Origin of the sequence: Cryptosporangium sp. NPDC048952 (assembly GCF_043197895.1) — a bacterium.
In the GTDB taxonomy this organism is placed as follows: Bacteria; Actinomycetota; Actinomycetes; order Mycobacteriales; family Cryptosporangiaceae; genus Cryptosporangium.
This window is the reverse complement of the sequence record NZ_JBICTY010000003.1, coordinates 165,126-184,548: the sequence shown is the minus strand read 5'-3', so window position 1 is coordinate 184,548 and position 19,423 is coordinate 165,126. Positions and strand designations below refer to the sequence as shown.

17 protein-coding genes are annotated in these 19,423 nt (G+C 70.8%); 6 read left to right on the top strand and 11 right to left on the bottom strand.

Annotated elements, in window-relative coordinates:
• Positions 1-80: 80 nt before the first annotated feature.
• Together ACGFY5_RS16885 and ACGFY5_RS16880 are read right to left on the bottom strand one after the other, a co-directional pair.
• Entirely contained in the window at positions 81-1,040 is a 960-nt protein-coding gene (locus ACGFY5_RS16885; RefSeq protein ID WP_392720761.1) for an electron transfer flavoprotein subunit alpha/FixB family protein, read from the bottom strand.
• Between the two features lie 14 nt (positions 1,041-1,054).
• Positions 1,055-1,834 (bottom strand): electron transfer flavoprotein subunit beta/FixA family protein, encoded by a 780-nt coding sequence (locus ACGFY5_RS16880; protein WP_392720759.1) that lies wholly within the window; start codon positions 1,832-1,834, stop codon positions 1,055-1,057.
• A 217-nt stretch (positions 1,835-2,051) separates the two neighbouring features.
• Here ACGFY5_RS16880 and ACGFY5_RS16875 point away from each other — a divergent pair, with 217 nt between their 5' ends.
• The 5 genes from ACGFY5_RS16875 to ACGFY5_RS16855 all read left to right on the top strand — a co-directional run bounded on the left by ACGFY5_RS16875 (position 2,052) and on the right by ACGFY5_RS16855 (position 6,305).
• Positions 2,052-2,597 carry a class I SAM-dependent methyltransferase gene (locus ACGFY5_RS16875; protein ID WP_392720758.1) on the top strand — a complete coding sequence of 182 codons (546 nt, stop codon included), beginning with the start codon at positions 2,052-2,054 and terminating at the stop codon, positions 2,595-2,597.
• Positions 2,598-4,058, top strand: coding sequence for a DUF885 family protein (locus ACGFY5_RS16870; RefSeq protein WP_392720756.1), 1,461 nt, complete (start codon positions 2,598-2,600; stop codon positions 4,056-4,058). It abuts the gene before it with no gap.
• A 106-nt stretch (positions 4,059-4,164) separates the two neighbouring features.
• Complete coding sequence (locus ACGFY5_RS16865; protein WP_392720754.1) at positions 4,165-4,704, top strand: dihydrofolate reductase family protein; 540 nt, start codon at positions 4,165-4,167, stop codon at positions 4,702-4,704.
• An 18-nt stretch (positions 4,705-4,722) separates the two neighbouring features.
• A complete protein-coding gene (locus ACGFY5_RS16860; protein WP_392722492.1) occupies positions 4,723-5,070 on the top strand; it encodes a YciI family protein in 348 nt (115 codons plus the stop codon).
• Between the two features lie 38 nt (positions 5,071-5,108).
• On the top strand, positions 5,109-6,305 hold the full coding sequence (locus ACGFY5_RS16855) for an RNA polymerase sigma factor (RefSeq protein WP_392722490.1): 1,197 nt from the start codon (positions 5,109-5,111) through the stop codon (positions 6,303-6,305).
• Here ACGFY5_RS16855 and ACGFY5_RS16850 read toward each other — a convergent pair.
• From ACGFY5_RS16850 to ACGFY5_RS16810, 9 genes are all read right to left on the bottom strand, one after another.
• Positions 6,261-7,682 (bottom strand): diguanylate cyclase domain-containing protein, encoded by a 1,422-nt coding sequence (locus ACGFY5_RS16850; RefSeq protein WP_392720752.1) that lies wholly within the window; start codon positions 7,680-7,682, stop codon positions 6,261-6,263. The two genes, ACGFY5_RS16855 and ACGFY5_RS16850, sit on opposite strands and share 45 nt — an antisense overlap.
• Positions 7,683-7,744: 62 nt before the next feature.
• Positions 7,745-8,944, bottom strand: coding sequence for an RNA polymerase sigma factor (locus tag ACGFY5_RS16845; RefSeq protein ID WP_392720751.1), 1,200 nt, complete (start codon positions 8,942-8,944; stop codon positions 7,745-7,747).
• Complete coding sequence (locus ACGFY5_RS16840; RefSeq protein WP_392722488.1) at positions 8,941-9,288, bottom strand: YciI family protein; 348 nt, start codon at positions 9,286-9,288, stop codon at positions 8,941-8,943. Before ACGFY5_RS16840 ends, ACGFY5_RS16845 begins: the two co-directional genes overlap by 4 nt.
• Before the next feature lie 5 nt (positions 9,289-9,293).
• Entirely contained in the window at positions 9,294-9,932 is a 639-nt protein-coding gene (locus ACGFY5_RS16835) for a dihydrofolate reductase family protein (protein WP_392720750.1), read from the bottom strand.
• Positions 9,933-10,015: 83 nt separating this feature from the next.
• Positions 10,016-11,647: an acetolactate synthase gene (locus tag ACGFY5_RS16830; RefSeq protein WP_392720748.1), complete on the bottom strand. Its 1,632-nt coding sequence runs from the start codon at positions 11,645-11,647 to the stop codon at positions 10,016-10,018.
• 32 nt (positions 11,648-11,679) lie between these two features.
• Positions 11,680-12,690, bottom strand: a complete 1,011-nt coding sequence (locus ACGFY5_RS16825) for a hypothetical protein (protein WP_392720746.1) — start codon at positions 12,688-12,690, stop codon at positions 11,680-11,682.
• 100 nt (positions 12,691-12,790) lie between these two features.
• Positions 12,791-13,573 (bottom strand): enoyl-CoA hydratase/isomerase family protein, encoded by a 783-nt coding sequence (locus tag ACGFY5_RS16820; protein ID WP_392720745.1) that lies wholly within the window; start codon positions 13,571-13,573, stop codon positions 12,791-12,793.
• A 65-nt stretch (positions 13,574-13,638) separates the two neighbouring features.
• Positions 13,639-16,014, bottom strand: coding sequence for a protein kinase (locus tag ACGFY5_RS16815; RefSeq protein ID WP_392720744.1), 2,376 nt, complete (start codon positions 16,012-16,014; stop codon positions 13,639-13,641).
• Positions 16,015-16,114: 100 nt separating this feature from the next.
• On the bottom strand, positions 16,115-16,993 hold the full coding sequence (locus ACGFY5_RS16810) for an ABC transporter ATP-binding protein (RefSeq protein ID WP_392722487.1): 879 nt from the start codon (positions 16,991-16,993) through the stop codon (positions 16,115-16,117).
• A gap of 249 nt (positions 16,994-17,242) precedes the next feature.
• Between ACGFY5_RS16810 and glgX the strand changes: the two genes are divergently transcribed.
• Entirely contained in the window at positions 17,243-19,363 is a 2,121-nt protein-coding gene (gene glgX / locus ACGFY5_RS16805; protein ID WP_392720742.1) for a glycogen debranching protein GlgX, read from the top strand.
• Positions 19,364-19,423: the final 60 nt, after the last annotated feature.

The window sequence follows — 19,423 nt, the reverse complement described above, 5'->3', positions numbered from 1 at the left end:
GACCGCCGCCGCGACGAATCCTGCCCGGAGATCTGCGAACGGCCGGGCACCCAGGGGTGCCCGGCCGTTCGAAAAAGCTCTCAGCCCTTGCGCTTGCGTACCTCTTCGGCGGCCTGCGGGGCCACCGAGAACAGGTCTCCGACGACGCCGAAGTCGGCGAGCTCGAAGATCGGCGCCTCGGCGTCCTTGTTGACCGCGACGATCGTCTTCGAGGTCTGCATGCCGGCCCGGTGCTGGATCGCACCGGAGATACCCAGCGCGACGTACAGCTGCGGCGACACCGTCTTGCCGGTCTGCCCCACCTGGAACTGGTGCGGGTAGAACCCGGAGTCGACCGCCGCACGCGAGGCGCCGACCGCGGCACCCAGCGAGTCGGCCAGGTCCTCGACGACCTTGAAGTTGTCGGCCGAACCGACGCCCCGGCCACCCGACACGACGATGTTCGCGTCGGTCAGCTCCGGGCGCGAGCCGCTCGACTCCACGACCCGGTCGAGAATCTTCGCCTTGGTCGCGGCCTCGTCCAGCGAGACGTCCACCGACACCAATTCCCCGGCGGCCGGAGCAGCGGCCGCGTCCACCGCGCCACCCTTGAGCACGAGGATCGGCGTCCCGGACGTGACCTGCGACTTCACGATCCACTGACCGGCGAAGATCGCCTGCGTCGCGACACCGTCCGAAGCCAGGTCCACGACGTCGTACAGCAGCCCGGACTCGAGCCTGACGGCCAGCCGGCCGGCGATCTCCTTGCCCTCCGCGGTGGCCGCGATCAGGATCGCCGCCGGGGACGACGAGGCCGCGAGCGATGCCAGGATCGACGCCTTGGGCGCCACCAGGTACGTCAGCACGTCGTCGGACTCGGCCGCGTAGATCTTCGCGGCGCCGTACTCCTTCAGCGTGTCCGCGTAGCCGGCAGCGGTGCCCGGCGTACCGACCACGACCGCCGACGGCTCGCCCAGCTGGCGGGCGGCGGTGAGCAGCTCGAGCGAGATCTTCTTGACCGCCCCGTCGACGTGCTCGACGAGAACCAGAACTTCTGCCATGAGTTGGGTCCTCCTCAGACGATCTTCTCGGCGGCCAGGTACGCGACGAGCTTCTGCCCGGCGTCGCCCTCGTCGGCGACCTTCTCACCGGCGGCACGCGGCGGACGGGGAGCGGCGTCGACGACCTTGGAGGTGGCGGCACCGAGGCCGACCTCGGACGCGTCCACGCCCAGGTCCGCGAGGGACTTGGTGTCGACCGGCTTCTTCTTCGCGGCCATGATGCCCTTGAAGGACGGGTACCGCGGCTCGTTGATCGTGTCCCAGACGCTGACGATCGCCGGGGTCTGCGCCTCGACGACCTGGTAACCGTCCTCCAGCTGACGCTCGATCGTGAGCGTGGTGCCGTCGACGGTGAGCTTGCGGGCGCCGGTGAGGCCGGCGACGCCGAGACGCTCGGACAGCATCGACGCCATCGCGGCGGCGCGGCCGTCCGTGGACTCCGCACCGGCGATGACCAGGTCCCACTCCAGGCCGGACAGAGCCTTCGCGAGCACCTTGGAGGTGGCGAGGGAGTCCGATCCGTGCAGCGCGGCGTCGTTGACGTGCACCGCGCCGTCGGGGCCCATCGAGAGTGCCTTGCGGATCGACTCGGTGGCCTTGTCCGGACCCATCGTCAGGATGGTGACCGTGCCGCCGACGGCTTCCTTGACCTTGAGCGCCTCTTCGATCGCGTACTCGTCCATCTCGTTGATGACGAGGTTGGCGGAGTCGCGTTCCACGGTCTTGTCGTCTGCGCGCAGCGACCGTTCGGTACCGGAGTCCGGAACCTGCTTGACCAGTACGACGATGTTCATGGGTCTGTTCAGACCTCCTGCTCGGATCGTCCTCAGACTCGTGCGTCCGCGCGCACGCCGGGTAAAACAGTCACTCTTGATGTTACCCACCGGTAGAATCCCCTGCATCCGCCGTTCACGACGGAGCCTGTTAGCCATATCACCACGACTGAGGACATCAGTCAGCATGGCGCCGCTCACTCCCGAGCGCCGCAGGCCGTGCACTAATGTCCGCGCGGTGGAGTTGACGCTTTCTAGGGCCGGCAGGGCTGTGGACAACTACTGGTTTCGGCGGCACGAAGTCGCGTATCTGGCGGCCCGCCCGTGGGTGCGGGGAGCCACGGTGCTCGACCTCGCGGGCGAGGGCTACGGCGCCGACATCCTGGCCCGGGTCGCGCGCGAGGTGATCGTCGACCGGGACCTGCCCGACCACGGCATCGACGCGGTCGTCAGCCTGCAGAACCTTCCCGACGTCGCCGAGTGCGCGCGGGTGCTCCGCCCCGCCGGCACGCTGATCGTGAGCACGCCCACCCGTCCGGGCGGCGCCCGCGAACTCACCGAGCTCGTCGAACCCCACTTCCGCATCGACCGCCTCTACGGCGTCCGCCACCGACGTCGGCTCCGCCGGCTCGACCTCGTCGCCGCGCAGGCCGCGTCCCCGCCCGCCACCTGGCACCCGACGCTACGGCGCGAGATCGCCCGGGTGACCCACCGGGACTTCACGTTCACCGAGGACGACGTCGACACCAGCCTCGACCTGTTCGCCATCGCGATCGCCCAGTAGATGGACGCCCGGCTGCGTGCCCTTGCGGACCTGGACGTCGCCGGCACCCGCGAGGGATCCGGACGGCACGAGTACGACGGCATCGCCCAGGACCTCTCCCCCGGTGCGATCGCCGCAGCGCTGAGCCGGGTCGGCAACGGCCCCACCTACGACGACCCGCACGACGAGGCCCATGTCGTCGCGTTCGAGAACCGTGCCCGGGTTGCGTACGCGGACCTCTCGCTGCACCGCCGCAACCCGCTGCTGCACATCAGCAACCTCGACCTGGCCTGCTACGACCGCGACTACGCCCCGGCCGACGAACGGGCCGCCGCGAAGGCCCGGCACCTCGCGGCCTGGCCCGACGCGATCGACGCCAGCATCGCCGCGCTCGACGCCGTGCCGCCGGACGTCGCCGACGCCTGCCTCGGCGGCGCGATCGGCCTCGCCGCAGGCCTGGACCCGGAGAAGCACGCCGTCCCCCTCGCAGCGCACGCCCGGTTCGTCGAGCATCTACGAAAGAAGACCGACGCCCCCGTCGAGCTCGGATCCCGCGGGCTCGCGGCGTTGCTCGGAACCGCCGAGGCGCTCGACGTCGACCTGAACGCGCTCGCCGACGACGGCGAGCGGGAACTGGCGCGCATGCGCGCGCTGCTCGACGACGCCTGCGCGCGCATCGCACCGGGCCAACCCACGGCCGGCACCGTCGCGGAACTGCTCGCGGACCATCCCGACGCCACCGGCGTCCTCGCCGAAGCCCAGGCGCTGACGCACGAGGTGATCGCCTGGAGCAACGCGTCGGGGTTGATGCCCGACACGGACGGCGAGTGCCTGGTCGGGCCGGCGCCGGAGTCCCGGCAGTGGGCGCTGGCCATGATGGACTGGGCCGCGCCCTACGAACGCGACGCCCCGTCCTGGTACCACGTGACGCCCCCGGACCCGACCTGGCCGGCCCCGGAGCAGGAAGACTGGCTGAAAGTCTTCAACCGGTCGAGCCTGCCCGCGATCACAGTCCACGAGGTTGCTCCCGGCCACTACACCCACGGCCGTGCGCTGCGCCGCCTCGACTCCGACGTCCGCCGCCTGCTGCTCTCGAGCGCGTTCGTCGAGGGCTGGGCGCACTACGTCGAGGAGCTCGCGCTCGAGGAGGGTTTCCGCGAGGGCGATCCGCGGTTCCAGGCCGGCGTCGCGCTGGAGGCGCTCGTGCGGGTCGTGCGCCTGCTCTGCGCGATCGGTCTGCACAGCGGCGCGATGACCGTCGACGAGGCAACCCACCGTTTCACCGAGCACGCGTTCCTGGCCGGTCCGGCCGCGGTGTCCGAGGCCCGCCGGGGAACGTACGACCCGACCTACGGCCGCTACACGTGGGGAAAGCTCGTCCTACGAGGTCTCGGCGGCCGGGGACGCGACTTCCACGAGAGGCTGCTCGCGCTCGGCGCCCCTCCCCTCGGCCTGGCTTGCGCGGCCATGCAAGGCTCCTGACCAGCAAAAAGAAAATCTCTGAAAAAGTTCGGGGGACGTGTCGAGATCCGTTGCCGTCGTTCGGCGTACCGGGTGAGAGACCGAAAACCCGAACGAGGAGCTTCCCATGGGTTACATCAAGACCGGCCAGTTCATCTCCCTCGACGGCGTCATCGAGGCACCCGAAAGCTGGCACTTCCCGTACTTCGACGACGAGATGGGCGCCGCGGTCGGCGCTTTGATGGACAACGACGCGATGCTGCTCGGCCGCCGCACCTACGACGGCTTCGCCGAGTACTGGCCCCAGGCCGACGCGAACGACCCGATGACCGCGCAGATGAACAGCGCGCGCAAGTACGTCGTCTCGAACACGCTGACCGAGGCCACGTGGGAGAACTCGACGATCGTCAGCGGTGACGAGAAGGCTGTCGCGGCCGAGCTGACGAAGCTCAAGGCCGACAACCGCCTCGGCATCACCGGCAGCGCGGGGCTCGTGCAGTGGCTGCTGCAGCACTCGCTGGTCGACGAGCTCCACCTGCTCGTGCACCCGATCGTCGTCGGAAAGGGACAGAAGCTGTTCGCCGACGGCGATAGCGTCCCGCTGAAGCTGCTGTCGTCGACGACGTTCGGCACCGGAGTGGTGCACCTCGTCTACACGAACGCCTAGGAGCAACCCGTGCGTTACATGCTCATGCACTACCAGACGCAGGCGATGGAGGACGGAGTTCCTCCGACGCCCGAAGAGCAGGCCGCGATCGGCGAATACATGCAGGAGATGGCCATGTCCGGCGTCCTGCTGTCCGGCGAGGGAGTCTCGTCGAGCCGCAACGGCGCCCGTCTGGAGATCAACGACGGTGACGTCCGGGTCATCGACGGCCCGTTCGCCGAGGCCAAGGAGCTGATCGGCGGGTTCGCGATCGTCGAGGTCGACTCGCTCGCCGAGGCCATCGAGCACTCCCGCAAGTTCGCGCTGCTGGCCGGCGTCGAGCGGATCGACATCCGCAAGGTCGTCGAGTACGAAGACCTGCAGTGAACGCGGAGCCGGGCGATCAGATCGCGGCGCTCTGGAAAATGGAGTCGCCGCGGGTGATCGCCCGGCTGATGCGCCTGGTCGGTGACCTCGACACCGCGGAGGAACTCGCCGCCGACGTGTTCGTCGCAGCGGTCGAGAAGTGGCGCGACGAGGGCGTCCCCGACAATCCTGCGGCCTGGCTGCACACCACGGCGAAGTACCTGGCAGTGGACCGTATACGTCGACGGGACACGCAGCGCGGGAAGTACCTGCTCGTCGCCGCGAGCGAACCCCGCACCGTGGAGATCAACGAGGACGGCGACCTCGCCGACGACCTCCTCGGCCTGATCTTCATGGCCTGCCATCCCATCCTCTCCCCCGACGCCCGCTCCGCCCTCACGCTCAAACTGGTCTGCGGCCTGAGCACCGAGGACGTCGCCCGCGCCTTCTTCACGCCCGCCCCGACGATCGCGCAGCGGATCGTCCGGGCGAAAAAGACGCTCGCCGCCGCGAAGGTGCGGCTGGAACTGCCCGAAGACCGAAAGCCACGTCTCGACGCGGTACGCGAGGTCGTTTATCTGCTCTTCAACTCCGGCTACACGGCCACGTCCGGAAACCGATGGATCCGCGGCGATCTGTGCGCGGAGGCCCTGCGGCTGGGGCGGATGCTCGCCGCGCTGACGCCGAGCGACACCGAGACGCTGGGGCTGCTCGCGCTGATCGAGCTACAGGCGTCGCGGCTGCGTGCGCGGGAGACGCCGACCGGCGAGCCGATCCTGCTCGAAGACCAGGACCGCACCCGGTGGGACCGGCTGCTGATCCGTCGCGGCCTGGGCAACCTCGACCGGATCGAGCGGCTGGGCGGCACCGTCGGCCCCTACGCGTTGCAGGCGGCGATCGCGGCTTGTCACGCCCGGGCCGCCCGGCCGGAGGACACCGACTGGGAGCTGATCACCGCGCTCTACGACGGCCTGGCCCGGATCACCCCGTCACCGGTCGTCGAGCTCAACCGCAGCGTGGCCGCCGCGAAGGCGTTCGGCCCGGAAGCCGGCCTGGAGATCGTGCGTCCGCTCTTCGACGTGCCGGGCATGCGTGACTACTACCTGCTCGACGCCGTGGCCGGTGACCTGCTCTGCCGGGCCGGTGCGCACGAGGAGGCGCGCGAGCACTTCCTGCGGGCGGCGGCCAAGACCCAGAACTCCGCCGAGCGCTCAACGATGCAGGGCCGCGCCGCCCGGTGCGCTGCCGGTTCCTAGGCCGGCGACCTCGTACCCGTTGCGTCCGCGGCGCTTCGACACGTACATCGCCGCGTCCGCCTGGCGCAGCAGCGCCTGGACGTCCGACGTTCCCGGCGCGGCGATCGCGATGCCGACGCTGCAGCCCACCCGCGGACGGTCGGCGGCCTGCTCGTCGTCGACACGTGCGATGACCGACGCCGCGAGTTCTTCGGCCTGCGCGCTTCCGGCGACACCGTTGAGCAGGACGGCGAACTCGTCGCCACCGATGCGGCCCACCACGTCGCGGTCCCGGCAGCACCCGGTCAGGGCCCTGCCCACCAGGCGCAGCGTCTCGTCCCCGGCGGCGTGGCCGAGGGCGTCGTTGACCTGCTTGAAACCGTCCAGGTCGAGGAAGAGCACACCGACGGGGTAGCCGCCGGTCGCCCCGTCGGCCAGGGCACGTTCCAGGGACAGCTGGAACGCGGCGCTGTTGAGCACGCCGGTCAGCGCGTCGTGGGTGGCCGCGTGCGCGACCTGGTCGTGGGTGGTCCGGCGGTCGTGGACGTCCCGGTGGTGCCCCAGCAGCGCCCCGACGCCCTGGTGCTCGAACAGGTTGCGGAGCACCACCTCGTGCCAACGCCAGACGCCGTCGGCGCGCAGGATGCGCACTTCGATCGTCTGCTCGGCGCCGGGCGTGTCCACCAGTTCCTGGACGAAGGCCCGAGACGCCTCCAGGTCGTCGGGGTGGAGGATTTTCCAGTACGCGTCGCCGAGCAGGCTCTCCGCGCTCCGGCCGAGAATGCGTTCGGCGTTCGGGCTCACGAAGCGAACCGAGCCGTCGGCCTCGGTCAACGTGATGACATCGGCGCCGTCCTGCACCATCGTCCGGAACAGTTCCTCGCTCTGCCGGAGCGCCGACTCGGCCTGCTCCCTGCGCTGCACGGCCTCACCGAGCACCGCGCTGGTGCTGAAGATGCCCAACGCGATCAGCGTCGCGACGCCGTGCACCTCGGGCTGCGGCAGGTAGCTGAACAAGCCGAGCGCGATCGCGACCTGCCCGAGCAGCAGCGACACCGCGCTGCACACCGCCAGCGGCCGCCAAGCCCGCGCTCCGTCCTGCCGGACGAACCGCGACAGCAGCCCCAGGTGCGCGACCGCCAGCATCGCGCCCCAGCCGATCGCGTAGATCAGCGTGGTGTTGAACGCGATGCGCGAGGCGACCCGGAACCAGAGGCGGCCTCCGGGGGCGTCACCGGCCAACCGGCGCTGGACGGGGGGCTGCTGCAGCACCCCGCCCGCGCCGAGCAGCAACACGAAGACCCAGAACGGCGCCGGCCCGGCCAGATCGAAGAACCGCAGCACCGCGAGCACGGCCAGCACGACGATCTGCTCGGCCGCGTTCCGGACGTACTGCACGGCTCAGCCGGCCACGGCCGGGCTGAAAGCTTCCACGGAAGCTCCATCGGCCGCATCCGGAGTCAGTCAAGCGTTCCCATCCGCCCGCGCAGGAACTCCCGCTCGGCGGGGTTGTCCGCCAGCGCGATCGCGGCCTCGTACGCACCGGCGGCCTCGACCGGCCGGTCCAGGCGTCGCAGCAGGTCGGCCCGGGTGGCGTGCCAGGCGTGGTACGGCACCAGGTCGAGCGCGTCCACCTCGGCCAGTGCCGCCGCCGGGTGCTCGACCTCGGCGAGCGCGACCGCCCGGTTGAGGGCCACGACCGGCGACGGCGCGACGATCATCAGCTGGTCGTAGAGCGCGAGCACCTGACGCCAGTCGGTCGCCTCCCCGTCGGTGTGCACGGCGTTGATCGCGGCCAGGATCTGGTAGTAACCCGGCCGCTGCCGACGCAGGCACTCGCGGACCAGCTCGTGGCCCTCGGCGATCAGCGGCCGTGACCACCGACTGCGGTCCTGCTCGGCGAGCGGAACGAGCGTCCCGTCGTCGAACCGGGCCGGGCGCCGCGCGTCGGTGAGCAGGAGCAGCGCGAGCAGGCCCGTGACCTCCGGCTCGTCCGGGAGCAGCCGCCGCAGCAGCCGGGCGAGCCGGATCGCCTCGTCGCAGAGCTCCTCGCGCAGCGGGACGTCGCCGGTGGTGGCGAAGTAGCCCTGGTTGAAGACCAGGTAGATGACGGCGGCCACGGAGCTCACGCGCGCCGGGAGGTCGTGCGCGAACGGCACGCCGAACGGGATGCGCGCGGCCTTGATCTTGCGCTTCGCCCGGGTGAGCCGCTGCGCCATCGTCGTCTCCGGAGTGACGAACGCGCTGGCGATCTCGGCCATCGAGAGCCCGGCGACCAGCCGGAGCGTGAGCGCGACCCGGGCCTCGACGGCCAGCGCCGGATGGCAGCACATGAAGATCAAGCGCAGCCGGTCGTCGTCGACGGCGCCGAGCGGATCGGTGGATTCCGGCGTCAGCACGAGCGCCTCCTTCTGCCGGGCGTCGCGGACCGACTCGCGCCGGATCCGGTCGATCGCCCGGTTGCCCGCCGTCGTGACGAGCCAGCCGCCGGGATTCGGCGGTAGCCCGTCACGGCGCCAGTTCTGCACGGCGACCAGGAGCGCCTCGCCGGTCGCTTCCTCGGCCAGATCGACGTCGCCGAACCGCCGGACGAGCGTGGCGACGACGCGCCCGTACTCTTCCCGGACGATCCGGTCGACGTCTGCGTCTGCGACCGTCATTCGCCCTGGAACGGACGGACCTCGACGGGGGCGGCACAGGCCTTCGAGGCCTTCGAGGCCCAGTTCAGGGCCTCGTCGAGGTTCTCGGCGGTGATCACCCAGAACCCGCCGAGCACCTCCTTGGTCTCCGCGTAGGGCCCGTCGACGAGCACGGTCTCCGCGCCGGTGCCGTCGACCATCGTCGCGGTGTCGCGCGGCATGAGGCCGCCGCCGAACACCCAGTTCCCCGCGCCGGTGAGCTCCTTGTTGAACGCGTCGACGGCGGCGAACTGCGCCTGCATCTCCGCGGGGTCCACCTCGGGGTATCCGCCGGTGTGATGGACCGAAAGCATGTACTCCGACATCGTGTTCACTGCTCCTTGATCTGTTCTTTGCCGTCCACCACGGTGAACCCGGCGGTGGCGTACGGTACCGGCTCCAGCGTCAGCGCAGTGACCCCTGTGGACGTGGTTTCGGAGCTCACCGTGCGGAATCCGGTCGCGGGCCCTTGGGCTGCGAACAGTCGCTTGCCGTCACCGACGACTACCGGAAAGACCATGATGCGGTAGACGTCGATCAAGCCGGCGTCGTGCAGCGTGCGAGCCAGTTGGGCGCAGCCGTGGAGCTGCAGTTCCTTGCCCGGCTGCTTCTTCAGGTCACGGATCGCGGCCAGGAAGTCGCCGCTGATGATCGACGAGTTGTTCCAGGTGGCTTCGGTGAGCGTGTTCGAGACGACGTACTTCGGGAGGGTGTTGAGCGGCACCGCGACGCCGTCGTCGGTGTCGGTGACCTGGGGCCAGAACGCGGCCATGATCTGGTAGGTCAGGCGGCCGTAGAGCAGGGCCTCGGCCTGCTGGAAGTACCCGTCGACGAACCGGCCGAGGGCGTCGTCGAAGTGCGACGCCACCCAGCCGCCCCGCGTGAAGCCCCCGGACGTGTCCTCGTCGGGCGCGCCGGGGCCCTGGACGACCCCGTCGAGGGTCATGAACATATTGACGCTGAGCTTCACCGTGCGCTCCGTTCGTAGGGTGCCATCACCCTCTCCACGAAGCGCACCGCCGCCCTACGACACCGAGCCGTAAAAACTTTTCGCTACGCGAGGTTGGACGACCTCGGGTAGGCATCCGTCGGGTCGGTGAGGACGTTGACCAGGTACGGGACGCCGGCGTCGAAGGCACGCCGGAGGGCGGGGCCCAAGTCACCGGGCTTCTGGACGGTCTCACCGGCGCCCCCGAGCGCGCGTACCACGTCGTCGTACCGGAGCCCCGGCTGAAGATCGGCGGCCACGTCGTACCCGTACACCGCCTGCATCGGGTGCTTCTCCAACCCCCACACCCCGTTGTTGCCGACGACCATCACGACCGGCAACTTCTGCCGCACCAGCGACTCGACGTCCATCAGCGAGAATCCGGCCGCACCGTCGCCGAACAGCACGCACACCTGGGCGTCCGGCCGCGCCACCCGGGCCCCGATCGCGTACCCGGCGCCGGTGCCGAGGCACCCGTAGGGCCCCGGGTCGAGCCAGCACCCCGGCGTGTACGAGTCGAGGTACCGACCGCCGTACGAGACGAAGTCGCCACCGTCGCAGATCACGACAGCGTCGCGCGCGAGTACGTTCCGCAGCTCGCCGTAAATGCGGGCGGGCTTGATCGGATCGGTCTCGGCCGTCAGCACGTCGAGGTCCCGGTGCCGCGCGGCGTCCTCGAGGTCGCGGAGCGACGTGATCCAGTCCTCGTGGTCGGTCCGCGGCCCGGTGTGGTCCGCGAACGCGGTGAGAATCGCGGCGAGATCGCCGACGGGGGCAGCGGCCGTAGCGACGTGGCCGGCGCGCTGCGTCGGCGAGTCGACGACGTGCACGACCTGCGCGTCGCCGAACGTGCCGAACCCGAGCCGGAAATCCAGCGGCGTCCCGACCACGACGACGACGTCGGCGGACGTGAACGCCGCGCCACGGGCCCGGGCGAACGCCAGCGGGTGGTCTGCCGGGATGCAGCCGCGCCCCTGACCGTTGCTGATCACCGGGACACGCAGTGCCTCGGCCGCCGCGACCAGCGCGAGCTCGGCCGAGCCCGCGTAGACGTCGGAGCCGGCGACCAGCACCGGCCGCTCGGCGGACGCGATGAGCGTCGCCGCGCGGGCGACCTCGGCGGGATCGGCTTCGAGCAGTGCGGGCACCGCCGGTGGCTCGATCCGGGACGTCGCCCGGTCGAAGACGACGTCCATCGGCAGGTCGAGGAACACCGGACCGCGGTGCGGAGTCAGCGCCAGGTCGGCCGCCGCGCCGACGTCCGCGGCGAGCGCGTTGATGTCGGTGACCGTCGCCGCGTGCTTCGTGACCGGAGCCAGCACCGGCACGTGGTCGAATTCCTGCAGCGAGCCGGCGCCCCAGCGCATCTGCGGCGCGCGGCCCCCGAGGACGACGACCGGCGAGCCGTTGAACTTCGCCGACGTGACCCCCGAGACGCCGTTCGTGACGCCGGGGCCCGCGGTCAGCACCGCGAGGCCGGGGCGGCGGGTGAGCTTCGCTGTCGCCTCGGCCGCGAATACCGCACTCTGCTCGTGCCGGACGTCGATCAGCGGGAAGCCGGTGGTGTGCGCCGCGTCGTAGAGCGGGAAGACGTGGCCGCCGGAGAGCGTGAACATCGCGCTGACGCCACGGGCCCGCAACGCCGCCAGGGCGAGGTCGCCGCCGTGGCCCTCCAACTCCGTACCGGTTTCAGTCATACGGGGACCGTACTCGCCGGTAACAGCGGGCGTCAGCGGATCGTGCGCCAGAACTTCTCGGTCGCCGCCGCGTCGGTGCCGGTGGTGTAGACCTCGCCGGACACCGGCTTGCCCGGCACGTCCCAGAAGACGTATCGGCCGCTGTCGCTGGTGTTGTGACCGGTGATGAAGTTGCCCTGGCGCACCTGCTGGTCGTCGGTCCAGAACGTGTCGCCGTCGACGACGAGCGAGTCGTCGGAGAAGCCGGTGCGGGCGGACTGGGCGTACGAGTCGCGGTCGGCGAGCGTCTTGTAGCGCAGGAAGTAGACCTGGTAGTTGGCTCCGTAGATGCACTTCAGCGCCTCGGCCGCGTTGTTGCCGGCCGGGATCGTCGAGGTGATCACCTCGCAGCGGTCGGCCTCACCCGCGGCGCGGCGGGCGAACTCACGCAGGTCGGGGTCCTTGAACTGGGCGAGTTGTGCCGGGTCGGTCGGCGAGGGGGATGCCGTCGGGGACGGCGGGGCCGACGGGGACGAGGACGCGATCGGGTCCGGGTCGTCGCCGGAGAAGAGCGCCCACGCGCCGATCGAGCCGACGATGACCATCAGCACGACGACACCGGCCACGATGCCGAGGATCAGGCCGGTACGGCTCTTCTTCGGCGGCGGCACCGGCGGATAACCGCCGTACCCCGGCGCCTGGTAGCCCGCGGCCGGATACCCCGAGGTCGGCGCACCCTGCGGATACCCCGAGGTAGGCGCACCCGGATACCCGGAAGTCGGGGCACCCGGGTACCCGGAAGTCGGCGCGCCCGGGTATCCCGACGTCGGAGCACCCGGATAACCCGAGGTGGGAGCGCCCGGATAACCCGGAGAACCGGGGTAGCCCGGTGCTGGGGAGCCCGGGTAGCCGGGGGTGGGGGTGCCCGGGTGGCCCGGGGGTAACGGAGTCGGCTGCGGCGGATTGCCGCTCGTCGGCTGCGGCGCGTAGGGGTCGCCGTAGCCGCCGTTGGGGTCGTAGCCGCCTGGCTGCTGCCACCCTTGCGGATCCTGAGGGTAGGTCATCCCGCTCTCCTCCACCGGTACCGCGCGTACACGCCCGGCGCCGCCAGGGTAGGCGACACCGGTGAACCCGCGGGCCGGGGGTCAGAAAAACGACGGTGATTCAGGACCCCGTGAACTCGGCCTTGCCGGGCCCATTGGCCAGGAACGACTCCATGCCGATCCGCTTGTCCTCCGTCGCGAACAGACCCGCGAACAGCTGACTCTCCAACCGCAGCCCGGTCTCCAGATCGACGTCGAGGCCACCGTCGATCGCGGCCTTCGCCGCCCGCAGCGCGTACGCCGGTCCGTTCGCGAACGTCTTCGCCCACTCCACCGACGCCGTGTACACGTCCTCGGGCGCGACGACCTTGTCGACGAGCCCGATCGCGAACGCCTCCGCGGCGTCCACGAACCGGCCGGAGTAGATCAGGTCCTTCGCCTTCGACGGCCCGATCAGACGCGTCAACCGCTGCGTGCCGCCCGCACCGGGAATGATCCCGAGCAGGATCTCCGGCTGGCCCAGCTTCGCGTTCTCCCCGGCCACCCGGAAGTCCGCGGTCAGCGCGAGCTCGCACCCACCGCCGAGCGCGAAGCCGGTGACGGCGGCGATGACCGGCTTCGGGATCCGCGCGACCGCGTTCAGCGACCCGGTCAGCGCCTCGGCCCGCGACACCATCTGGGTGTAACTGGTCTCGGCGAACTCCTTGATGTCCGCCCCGGCCGCGAACACCTTCGCCCCGCCGTAGAGCACCACCGCCCGGACGTCGTCCCGGGCTGTCGCCTCCTCCGCGGCCGCTCGCAGCTCCCCCTGCACCTGGGTGTTGAGCGCGTTCATCTTCGGACGCGAGAGCAGGATCGTGCCGACGCCCTCCGCCACCTCGAGGTTCACGAACTCACCGGTCATCCGCTCCGACCACCCTTCGACGACGCCGTTCGCCGCAGCCTACCGGCGGGTAGTTCGCCCGGGGCTCAGGCCGTGAGCGAGAGCACGGTCACGGTGTCGGACTCCCGGTTGGTCACGTAGCCGGTGCGTCCGTCCGGCGAGACCGCGACGACGTAGGGATCGGCGCCGAGCTTGATCGACGCCGTCTGCTTCATCGTCGTCGTGTCGAGCACGGTGAGCGTGTCGTCGCCGGTCGCCGCGAAGTAGGCGTGTTTGCCGTCGGCGGAGACCGCGACGCAGCGCGGGTTCGTGCCGACCTTGGCGTCCGCGCCGATCTTCTTCTTCGACTTCGTGTCGATCACCGACGTCGTGCCGTCGTCGTAGTTGGCGGTGTAGACGCGGGTGCGGTCGGGGCTCGCCGCCACGCTGTGCGGTGCCGCGCCGACCGGAATCGTGGCCGCCACCGAGGTTTTACCGGTGTCGACGACAGTCACTTTGTTCGACTCGTGGTTGGCCACGTACGCGGTGCTCCCGGCGAACGCCACCGAGTGCGGCCGGGGGGCCACGGCCAGTTTGGTTGCCAGCTTGTTCGTCGTGGCGTCGATGACGAGCACGACCTCGCGGTCGTGGTCCGGGACGTAGATCCACTTGCCGTCCGGCGACACGGCGAGCGCGTACGGGTGCGAGTCGACGGCCTCTTCGACCGGGATGCTCGTGACCACTGTGGATTTCTCGGCATCGAGGACCACGATCGCGTTGCCGCCGCCGTTGTCGTTGTGCGTCGAGACGTAGAGCAGGTCGCGGGTGGGGCTCGCCGCGACGTACTGCGGTTGGTTCGGCGTCGGGATCTTCTTGACCACGCGGTGGTCCTCGTTGTCGACGACCGACACCGAGCGTTCGTTGCTGTTCGCGATGTAGACGCGACGTCCGTCGCGCGAGAACGCGATGCCCTGGGGACCGTTGCCCACCTTCACGGTGACGAGGATCTTCGGCTGCCCGACGCTCGCCGGCGTGCTGGGGGCCGGGGGCGCGGACGGCTCCTGGCTCGGGACCGTCGCGGTGACGGGCTGCTCCTCGGCGTCCGGGCGGAACAGCCAGAAGCCGGCACCGACGGCGAGCACCACGAGCGCCACCAGGCCGGCGACGAGCGCAACCCGACGGGGGCGGTCCGGCGCGGCCGGCGGCTCGGGGTCGCGGCGGTGGCTCACCAGCGTCGGCGGCGAGTCCCGCTGCGCGATCGCCTCCGCCCGCGCCCCGGACGGCCCCTCGATCACCGTGGGCTCCGCCCGCCCCACCGCCACCGGCTCGGCCGACACCGGCCGTAACGCCAACGCCTCCTCCAAGCTGGGCACCCCCTCCTTCTCCGCGTCGGCGGCCGGGGCCGCCGGGGAGTCGGCCGGAGGCGTTGTGGAGCGGGGTGCACCGGTGTCCGCTGCCGCGGGCGGGGCCGCGGGAGGCGAGGTGGCGGGGTCGGAGGTGGGTTTGACGACGGTGGGGGTGTCGTCGGCGGGGTCGGCCACGAAGCGGTCGTGGACCCCGGCCACCTTGCCCGGGCGCTCCGCGAGCCGGAACGGGATCTGGGCGGCCAGGCCGAACGCGTCCCGCAGCTGGCCGACCAGTGCGCCGCAGCTCTCCGGCCGCGCACTCGGCTCCTTCGCCATCGCCGACTGGATCACCGCGTCCACCGCCGGCGGCACGTCCTCCAGCACCTCCGACAACACCGGCGGCGGCGAACTGATGTGCGCCCACAGCATCGCCACGTAGTCGTCCCGCGCGAACGGCGCCGTCCCCGACAGCACGTGGTAGAGCACGCACCCCAGCGAGTACACGTCGGCCCGGTGGTCGACCGCCTGACTCGCGATCTGCTCGGGAGCGACGTACGCGATCGTGCCGAGGAACTGCCCTGCGGTGGTGAGACCGGTGACGTCGGCGCTGCGCTTGGTGAGCCCGAAGTCGGTGAGGTAAATGTGCCGCGCGGCCAGGTTCATGTCGCCGTCGGCGCCGTCCTGACCGGTCAGCAGGATGTTGCCCGGCTTCACGTCACGGTGGACCAGCTGGCGGGCGTGGGCGGCGTCCAGCGCCGCACCCACGGCCGTGAAGATCGTGATCGTCTCGTCCGGCGACAGACGCCCCCGCCGCCCCAACGCGGTGTCCAGATCCTCGCCGTCGACGAAGCGCATCGCCGTCCACAGCATGCCGTCGAGCTCACCGGCCTGGTAGATCGGCAGCACGTTCGGGTGGTCGAGCGAGGCCGCGAGCTCGCTTTCCCGGGTGAACCGCGCCCGGAACGTCGTGTCGGCCGCTAACTCGGGCGCGATCAGCTTCAGCGCGACGGGACGCCCGAGGCGTCGATCGCGTGCCTTGTAGACGACCGCCATCCCACCACGGGCGATGAACGACTCGACGCGGTACCCGTCGACGTCCTCGCCGATGTCGAGGACCATCTGGTCGTGCCGGCCCATGGGTGTTCGCTCCCCGAAGATCTCCCGGTGTCCACTGTAAGGGGGTCACGCAGGAACCGGCCCGCAGGTTCTGTCACATACCGGTCAGAGACAACCCCGATTACAGAGCGCGAGCAGCGTACCGGTCGGCCGTCCGATCCAGACGAAGGGCCAGCCCGAACGTGCTCGACAGCGTCTCCGCGGTGAGGGCCTCGTCGAGCGGCCCGGCCGCCACCACCTCGCCCTGGCGCAACAGCAGCGCGTGCGTGATGCCCGGCGGGATCTCCTCGACGTGGTGCGTGACCAGCACCAGCGCCGGCGCGACCGGGTCACTGGCCAGGATGGACAGGCGCCGGACGAGGTCCTCGCGGCCACCGAGGTCGAGACCCGCGGCCGGCTCGTCGAGCATCAGCACCTCGGGGTCGGTCATCAGCGCCCGCGCGATCTGGACGCGCTTGCGCTCGCCCTCGCTCAGCGTGCCGTAGAGCCGGGGTGCCAGGTGCTCGACGCCGAACTGCGCGAGCAGCGCCCGGCCGCGTGCGGCGTCCAGACCGTCGTACTGCTCGGTGAAGCGGCCGACCACCGCGTACGCGGCCGTGACGACGACGTCGGCCACCGTCTCCTCGGACGGGATGCGCTCGGCCAGCGACGCGGACGAGAGGCCGATCCGCGGGCGCAGCTCGAAGACGTCCACCCTGCCGAGCTGCTCACCGAGGATGCCGACCCGGCCACGGGTCGGGTGCAGGCGCGCGGCGGCGACCGAGAGCAGCGTGGTCTTGCCGGCGCCGTTCGGGCCGAGCACCACCCAGCGCTCGTCTTCGCGGACCTTCCAGGTGATCTCGCGGAGCAGGTCGTTCCCGGACCGCGTGACGGTCACTCCAGCGAGGTCGAGCACCGCGTCGGGGTCGAGCTCCGGATAGGTACGCGGCGCCGGCGCGGCCGGCTTCGGCGCCTGCGCGGCCGGCTTCGCGGCCGCCTCGGCCGGCGGGCGTGACGGCAGCGCCGACTCCGGCACCACGGAGACGCCTCGGGTCACGGAGAACACCGGCGAAACGGAAGGCACGCTCGCGCGGCCGACAGCGGAGGGACGGGAAGCGTCAGACACACGCCCATCCAACAACACCCGGGCCAACCTCGGACGTCCTCCCCCGTCCCGACGCGCCGCGTGGTACCCAGCAGAACCAGGCGCTGGGACACATCTCGGGAGGTCTCGGTACGGTTTTCCCTACTCAACCCCTAACCTGTGCACATGAACGTCGATACCGACGGGCCCTGGCCAGGTCACCCGTTCCCGCTGGGGGCGACGTGGGACGGCGACGGCGTCAACTTCTCGCTGTGGAGTCCGCACGCGGTCGGCGTCGATCTGTGTCTGTTCGACGAGGCGGGAAACGAGCGGCGGCTGCTGCTCGAGGAGAGCACCTATCACGTCTGGCACGGGTACGTGCCCGGCGTCGGTCCCGGCCAGCGCTACGGGTTCCGCGTCTATGGCCCCTGGAACCCGTTCGCCGGTCACCGGTTCAACCCGGCCAAGCTGCTGATGGACCCGTACGCGCGGGCCTACTCCGGCCAGGTCGACTACGACCAGTCGCTCTACGGCCACGTCGGTGACGCCTCCCGCGGCGGGCCCGACCCGCGCGACTCCGCGCCGCACACGCTGCGCTCGGTGGTGCTGGCCCGCACGATCGGCCTCTCCCACACCCGGCCACGGGTGCCCTGGGAGGACACCGTCATCTACGAGCTGCACGTCCGCGGCTTCACGATGCGCCACCCCGAGGTGCCCCAGCACCTGCGCGGCACGTACTCCGGCCTGGCCCATCCGGCGGTCATCGACCACCTGCTGAAGCTCGGGGTCACGTCCGTCGAACTGCTGCCGGTGCACCACATGGTCACCGAGCCGACGATCGCCGCCCGCGGCCTGCCGAACTACTGGGGTTACAACACCCTCGGCTACTTCGCCCCGGACTCCCGGTTCTCCTCCCGCGGTGACGCCGGCGGCCAGGTCGAGGAGTTCCGCGACATGGTGGCCGCGCTGCACGCCGCCGGTATCGAGGTCATCCTCGACGTCGTCTACAACCACACCGCCGAGGGCGGTGGGGACGGCCCGACGCTCAGCTTCCGCGGCATCGACAACCGGGGGTACTACCGGCTCGCGCAGGAGGACGGCAGCCGGTACGTCGACTACACCGGCTGCGGCAACACGCTCGACGCCCGGCAGCCCGCGATGCTGCAGATGCTGATGGACTCGCTGCGCTACTGGGCGCTGGACATGGGCGTCGACGGTTTCCGCTTCGACCTCGCGTCGGCGCTGGCCCGGTCCATGCACGACGTCGATCAGCTGTCGTCGTTCATGTCGGTGATCCACCAGGACCCGGTGATCAACCAGCTCAAGCTCATCGCCGAGCCGTGGGACATCGGCGCCGGTGGTTACCAGGTGGGCAACTTCCCGCCGCTGTGGACGGAGTGGAACGGGCGCTACCGCGACGCCGTCCGCGACCTGTGGCGCGGCGCCGGTGGCCTCGGCGAGCTGGGCTACCGGCTCTCCGGCTCCTCGGACCTGTACCAGGACGACGGCCGCCGCCCGTTCGCGTCGATCAACTTCATCACCGCGCACGACGGCTTCACGATGCGCGACCTGTTCACCTACAACCACAAGCACAACGAGGCGAACAAAGAGCAGAACCGGGACGGCACCGACGACAACCGGTCCTGGAACTGCGGCGTCGAGGGCGAGACCGACGACGGCGCGGTGGTCGCGCTGCGCAACCGGCAGATCCGCAACGCGCTGGCCACGCTGGTGCTGTCCGCAGGGGTGCCGATGCTCACGGCGGGCGACGAGCTGCGCCGGACGCAGGGCGGCAACAACAACGCGTACTGCCAGGACAACGAGATTTCCTGGATGGACTGGAAGCTCGATCCGGAGGCGGAGAGCCTACTGGGGTTCACCTCGCGGCTCTTGGAGCTGCGGGCGAAAGCACCGGTGTTCCGGCAGCGCTCGTTCTTCGTCGGCACGCCGAACGACGTCGAGAACCCGGTCAGCGACCTGGCGTGGTTCCGGCCGGACGGCGGTCTGATGGGGCCGGACGACTGGAACCGTCACGACGCCCGGACGCTCGGCATGTTCCTCAACGGCGACCAGATCCGGAATCGGACCATGCGCGGCGAGCGCATCGTCGACGACTCGTACCTGCTGTGGATCCACGCCGCGTACGGCGATCTGGAAGTGCGGCTACCGGGCCGCCCGTGGGCCGAGCGGTACCAGGTCGTGTTCGACACGGCCCGGCCCGACCTGCCGGACGGTGGCGAGACACTCGACGGCGGCGCGTCGCGCCCGCTCTCGGCCTGGTCGACGGTGCTCCTGCGCGCCGTCTAGTCCCTGGCGCGCGAGTCGGCACCATCGCCGAGCGGACTCGGTGGACCCGTGCGCCGGGCG

Excerpts from the sequence above, each read along its gene's own strand:
- ACGFY5_RS16830 (WP_392720748.1), bottom strand. The coding sequence starts at position 11,647 with ATGACTGAAACCGGTACGGAGTTGGAGGGCCACGGCGGCGACCTCGCC.
- ACGFY5_RS16855 (WP_392722490.1), top strand. The coding sequence starts at position 5,109 with ATGGAGTCGCCGCGGGTGATCGCCCGGCTGATGCGCCTGGTCGGTGAC.
- ACGFY5_RS16825 (WP_392720746.1), bottom strand. The coding sequence starts at position 12,690 with ATGACCTACCCTCAGGATCCGCAAGGGTGGCAGCAGCCAGGCGGCTAC.
- ACGFY5_RS16860 (WP_392722492.1), top strand. The coding sequence starts at position 4,723 with ATGCTCATGCACTACCAGACGCAGGCGATGGAGGACGGAGTTCCTCCG.
- ACGFY5_RS16885 (WP_392720761.1), bottom strand. The coding sequence starts at position 1,040 with ATGGCAGAAGTTCTGGTTCTCGTCGAGCACGTCGACGGGGCGGTCAAG.
- ACGFY5_RS16845 (WP_392720751.1), bottom strand. The coding sequence starts at position 8,944 with ATGACGGTCGCAGACGCAGACGTCGACCGGATCGTCCGGGAAGAGTAC.
- glgX (WP_392720742.1), top strand. The coding sequence starts at position 17,243 with ATGAACGTCGATACCGACGGGCCCTGGCCAGGTCACCCGTTCCCGCTG.
- ACGFY5_RS16880 (WP_392720759.1), bottom strand. The coding sequence starts at position 1,834 with ATGAACATCGTCGTACTGGTCAAGCAGGTTCCGGACTCCGGTACCGAA.
- ACGFY5_RS16840 (WP_392722488.1), bottom strand. The coding sequence starts at position 9,288 with ATGTCGGAGTACATGCTTTCGGTCCATCACACCGGCGGATACCCCGAG.
- ACGFY5_RS16815 (WP_392720744.1), bottom strand. The coding sequence starts at position 16,014 with ATGGGCCGGCACGACCAGATGGTCCTCGACATCGGCGAGGACGTCGAC.
- ACGFY5_RS16865 (WP_392720754.1), top strand. The coding sequence starts at position 4,165 with ATGGGTTACATCAAGACCGGCCAGTTCATCTCCCTCGACGGCGTCATC.
- ACGFY5_RS16870 (WP_392720756.1), top strand. The coding sequence starts at position 2,598 with ATGGACGCCCGGCTGCGTGCCCTTGCGGACCTGGACGTCGCCGGCACC.
- ACGFY5_RS16820 (WP_392720745.1), bottom strand. The coding sequence starts at position 13,573 with ATGACCGGTGAGTTCGTGAACCTCGAGGTGGCGGAGGGCGTCGGCACG.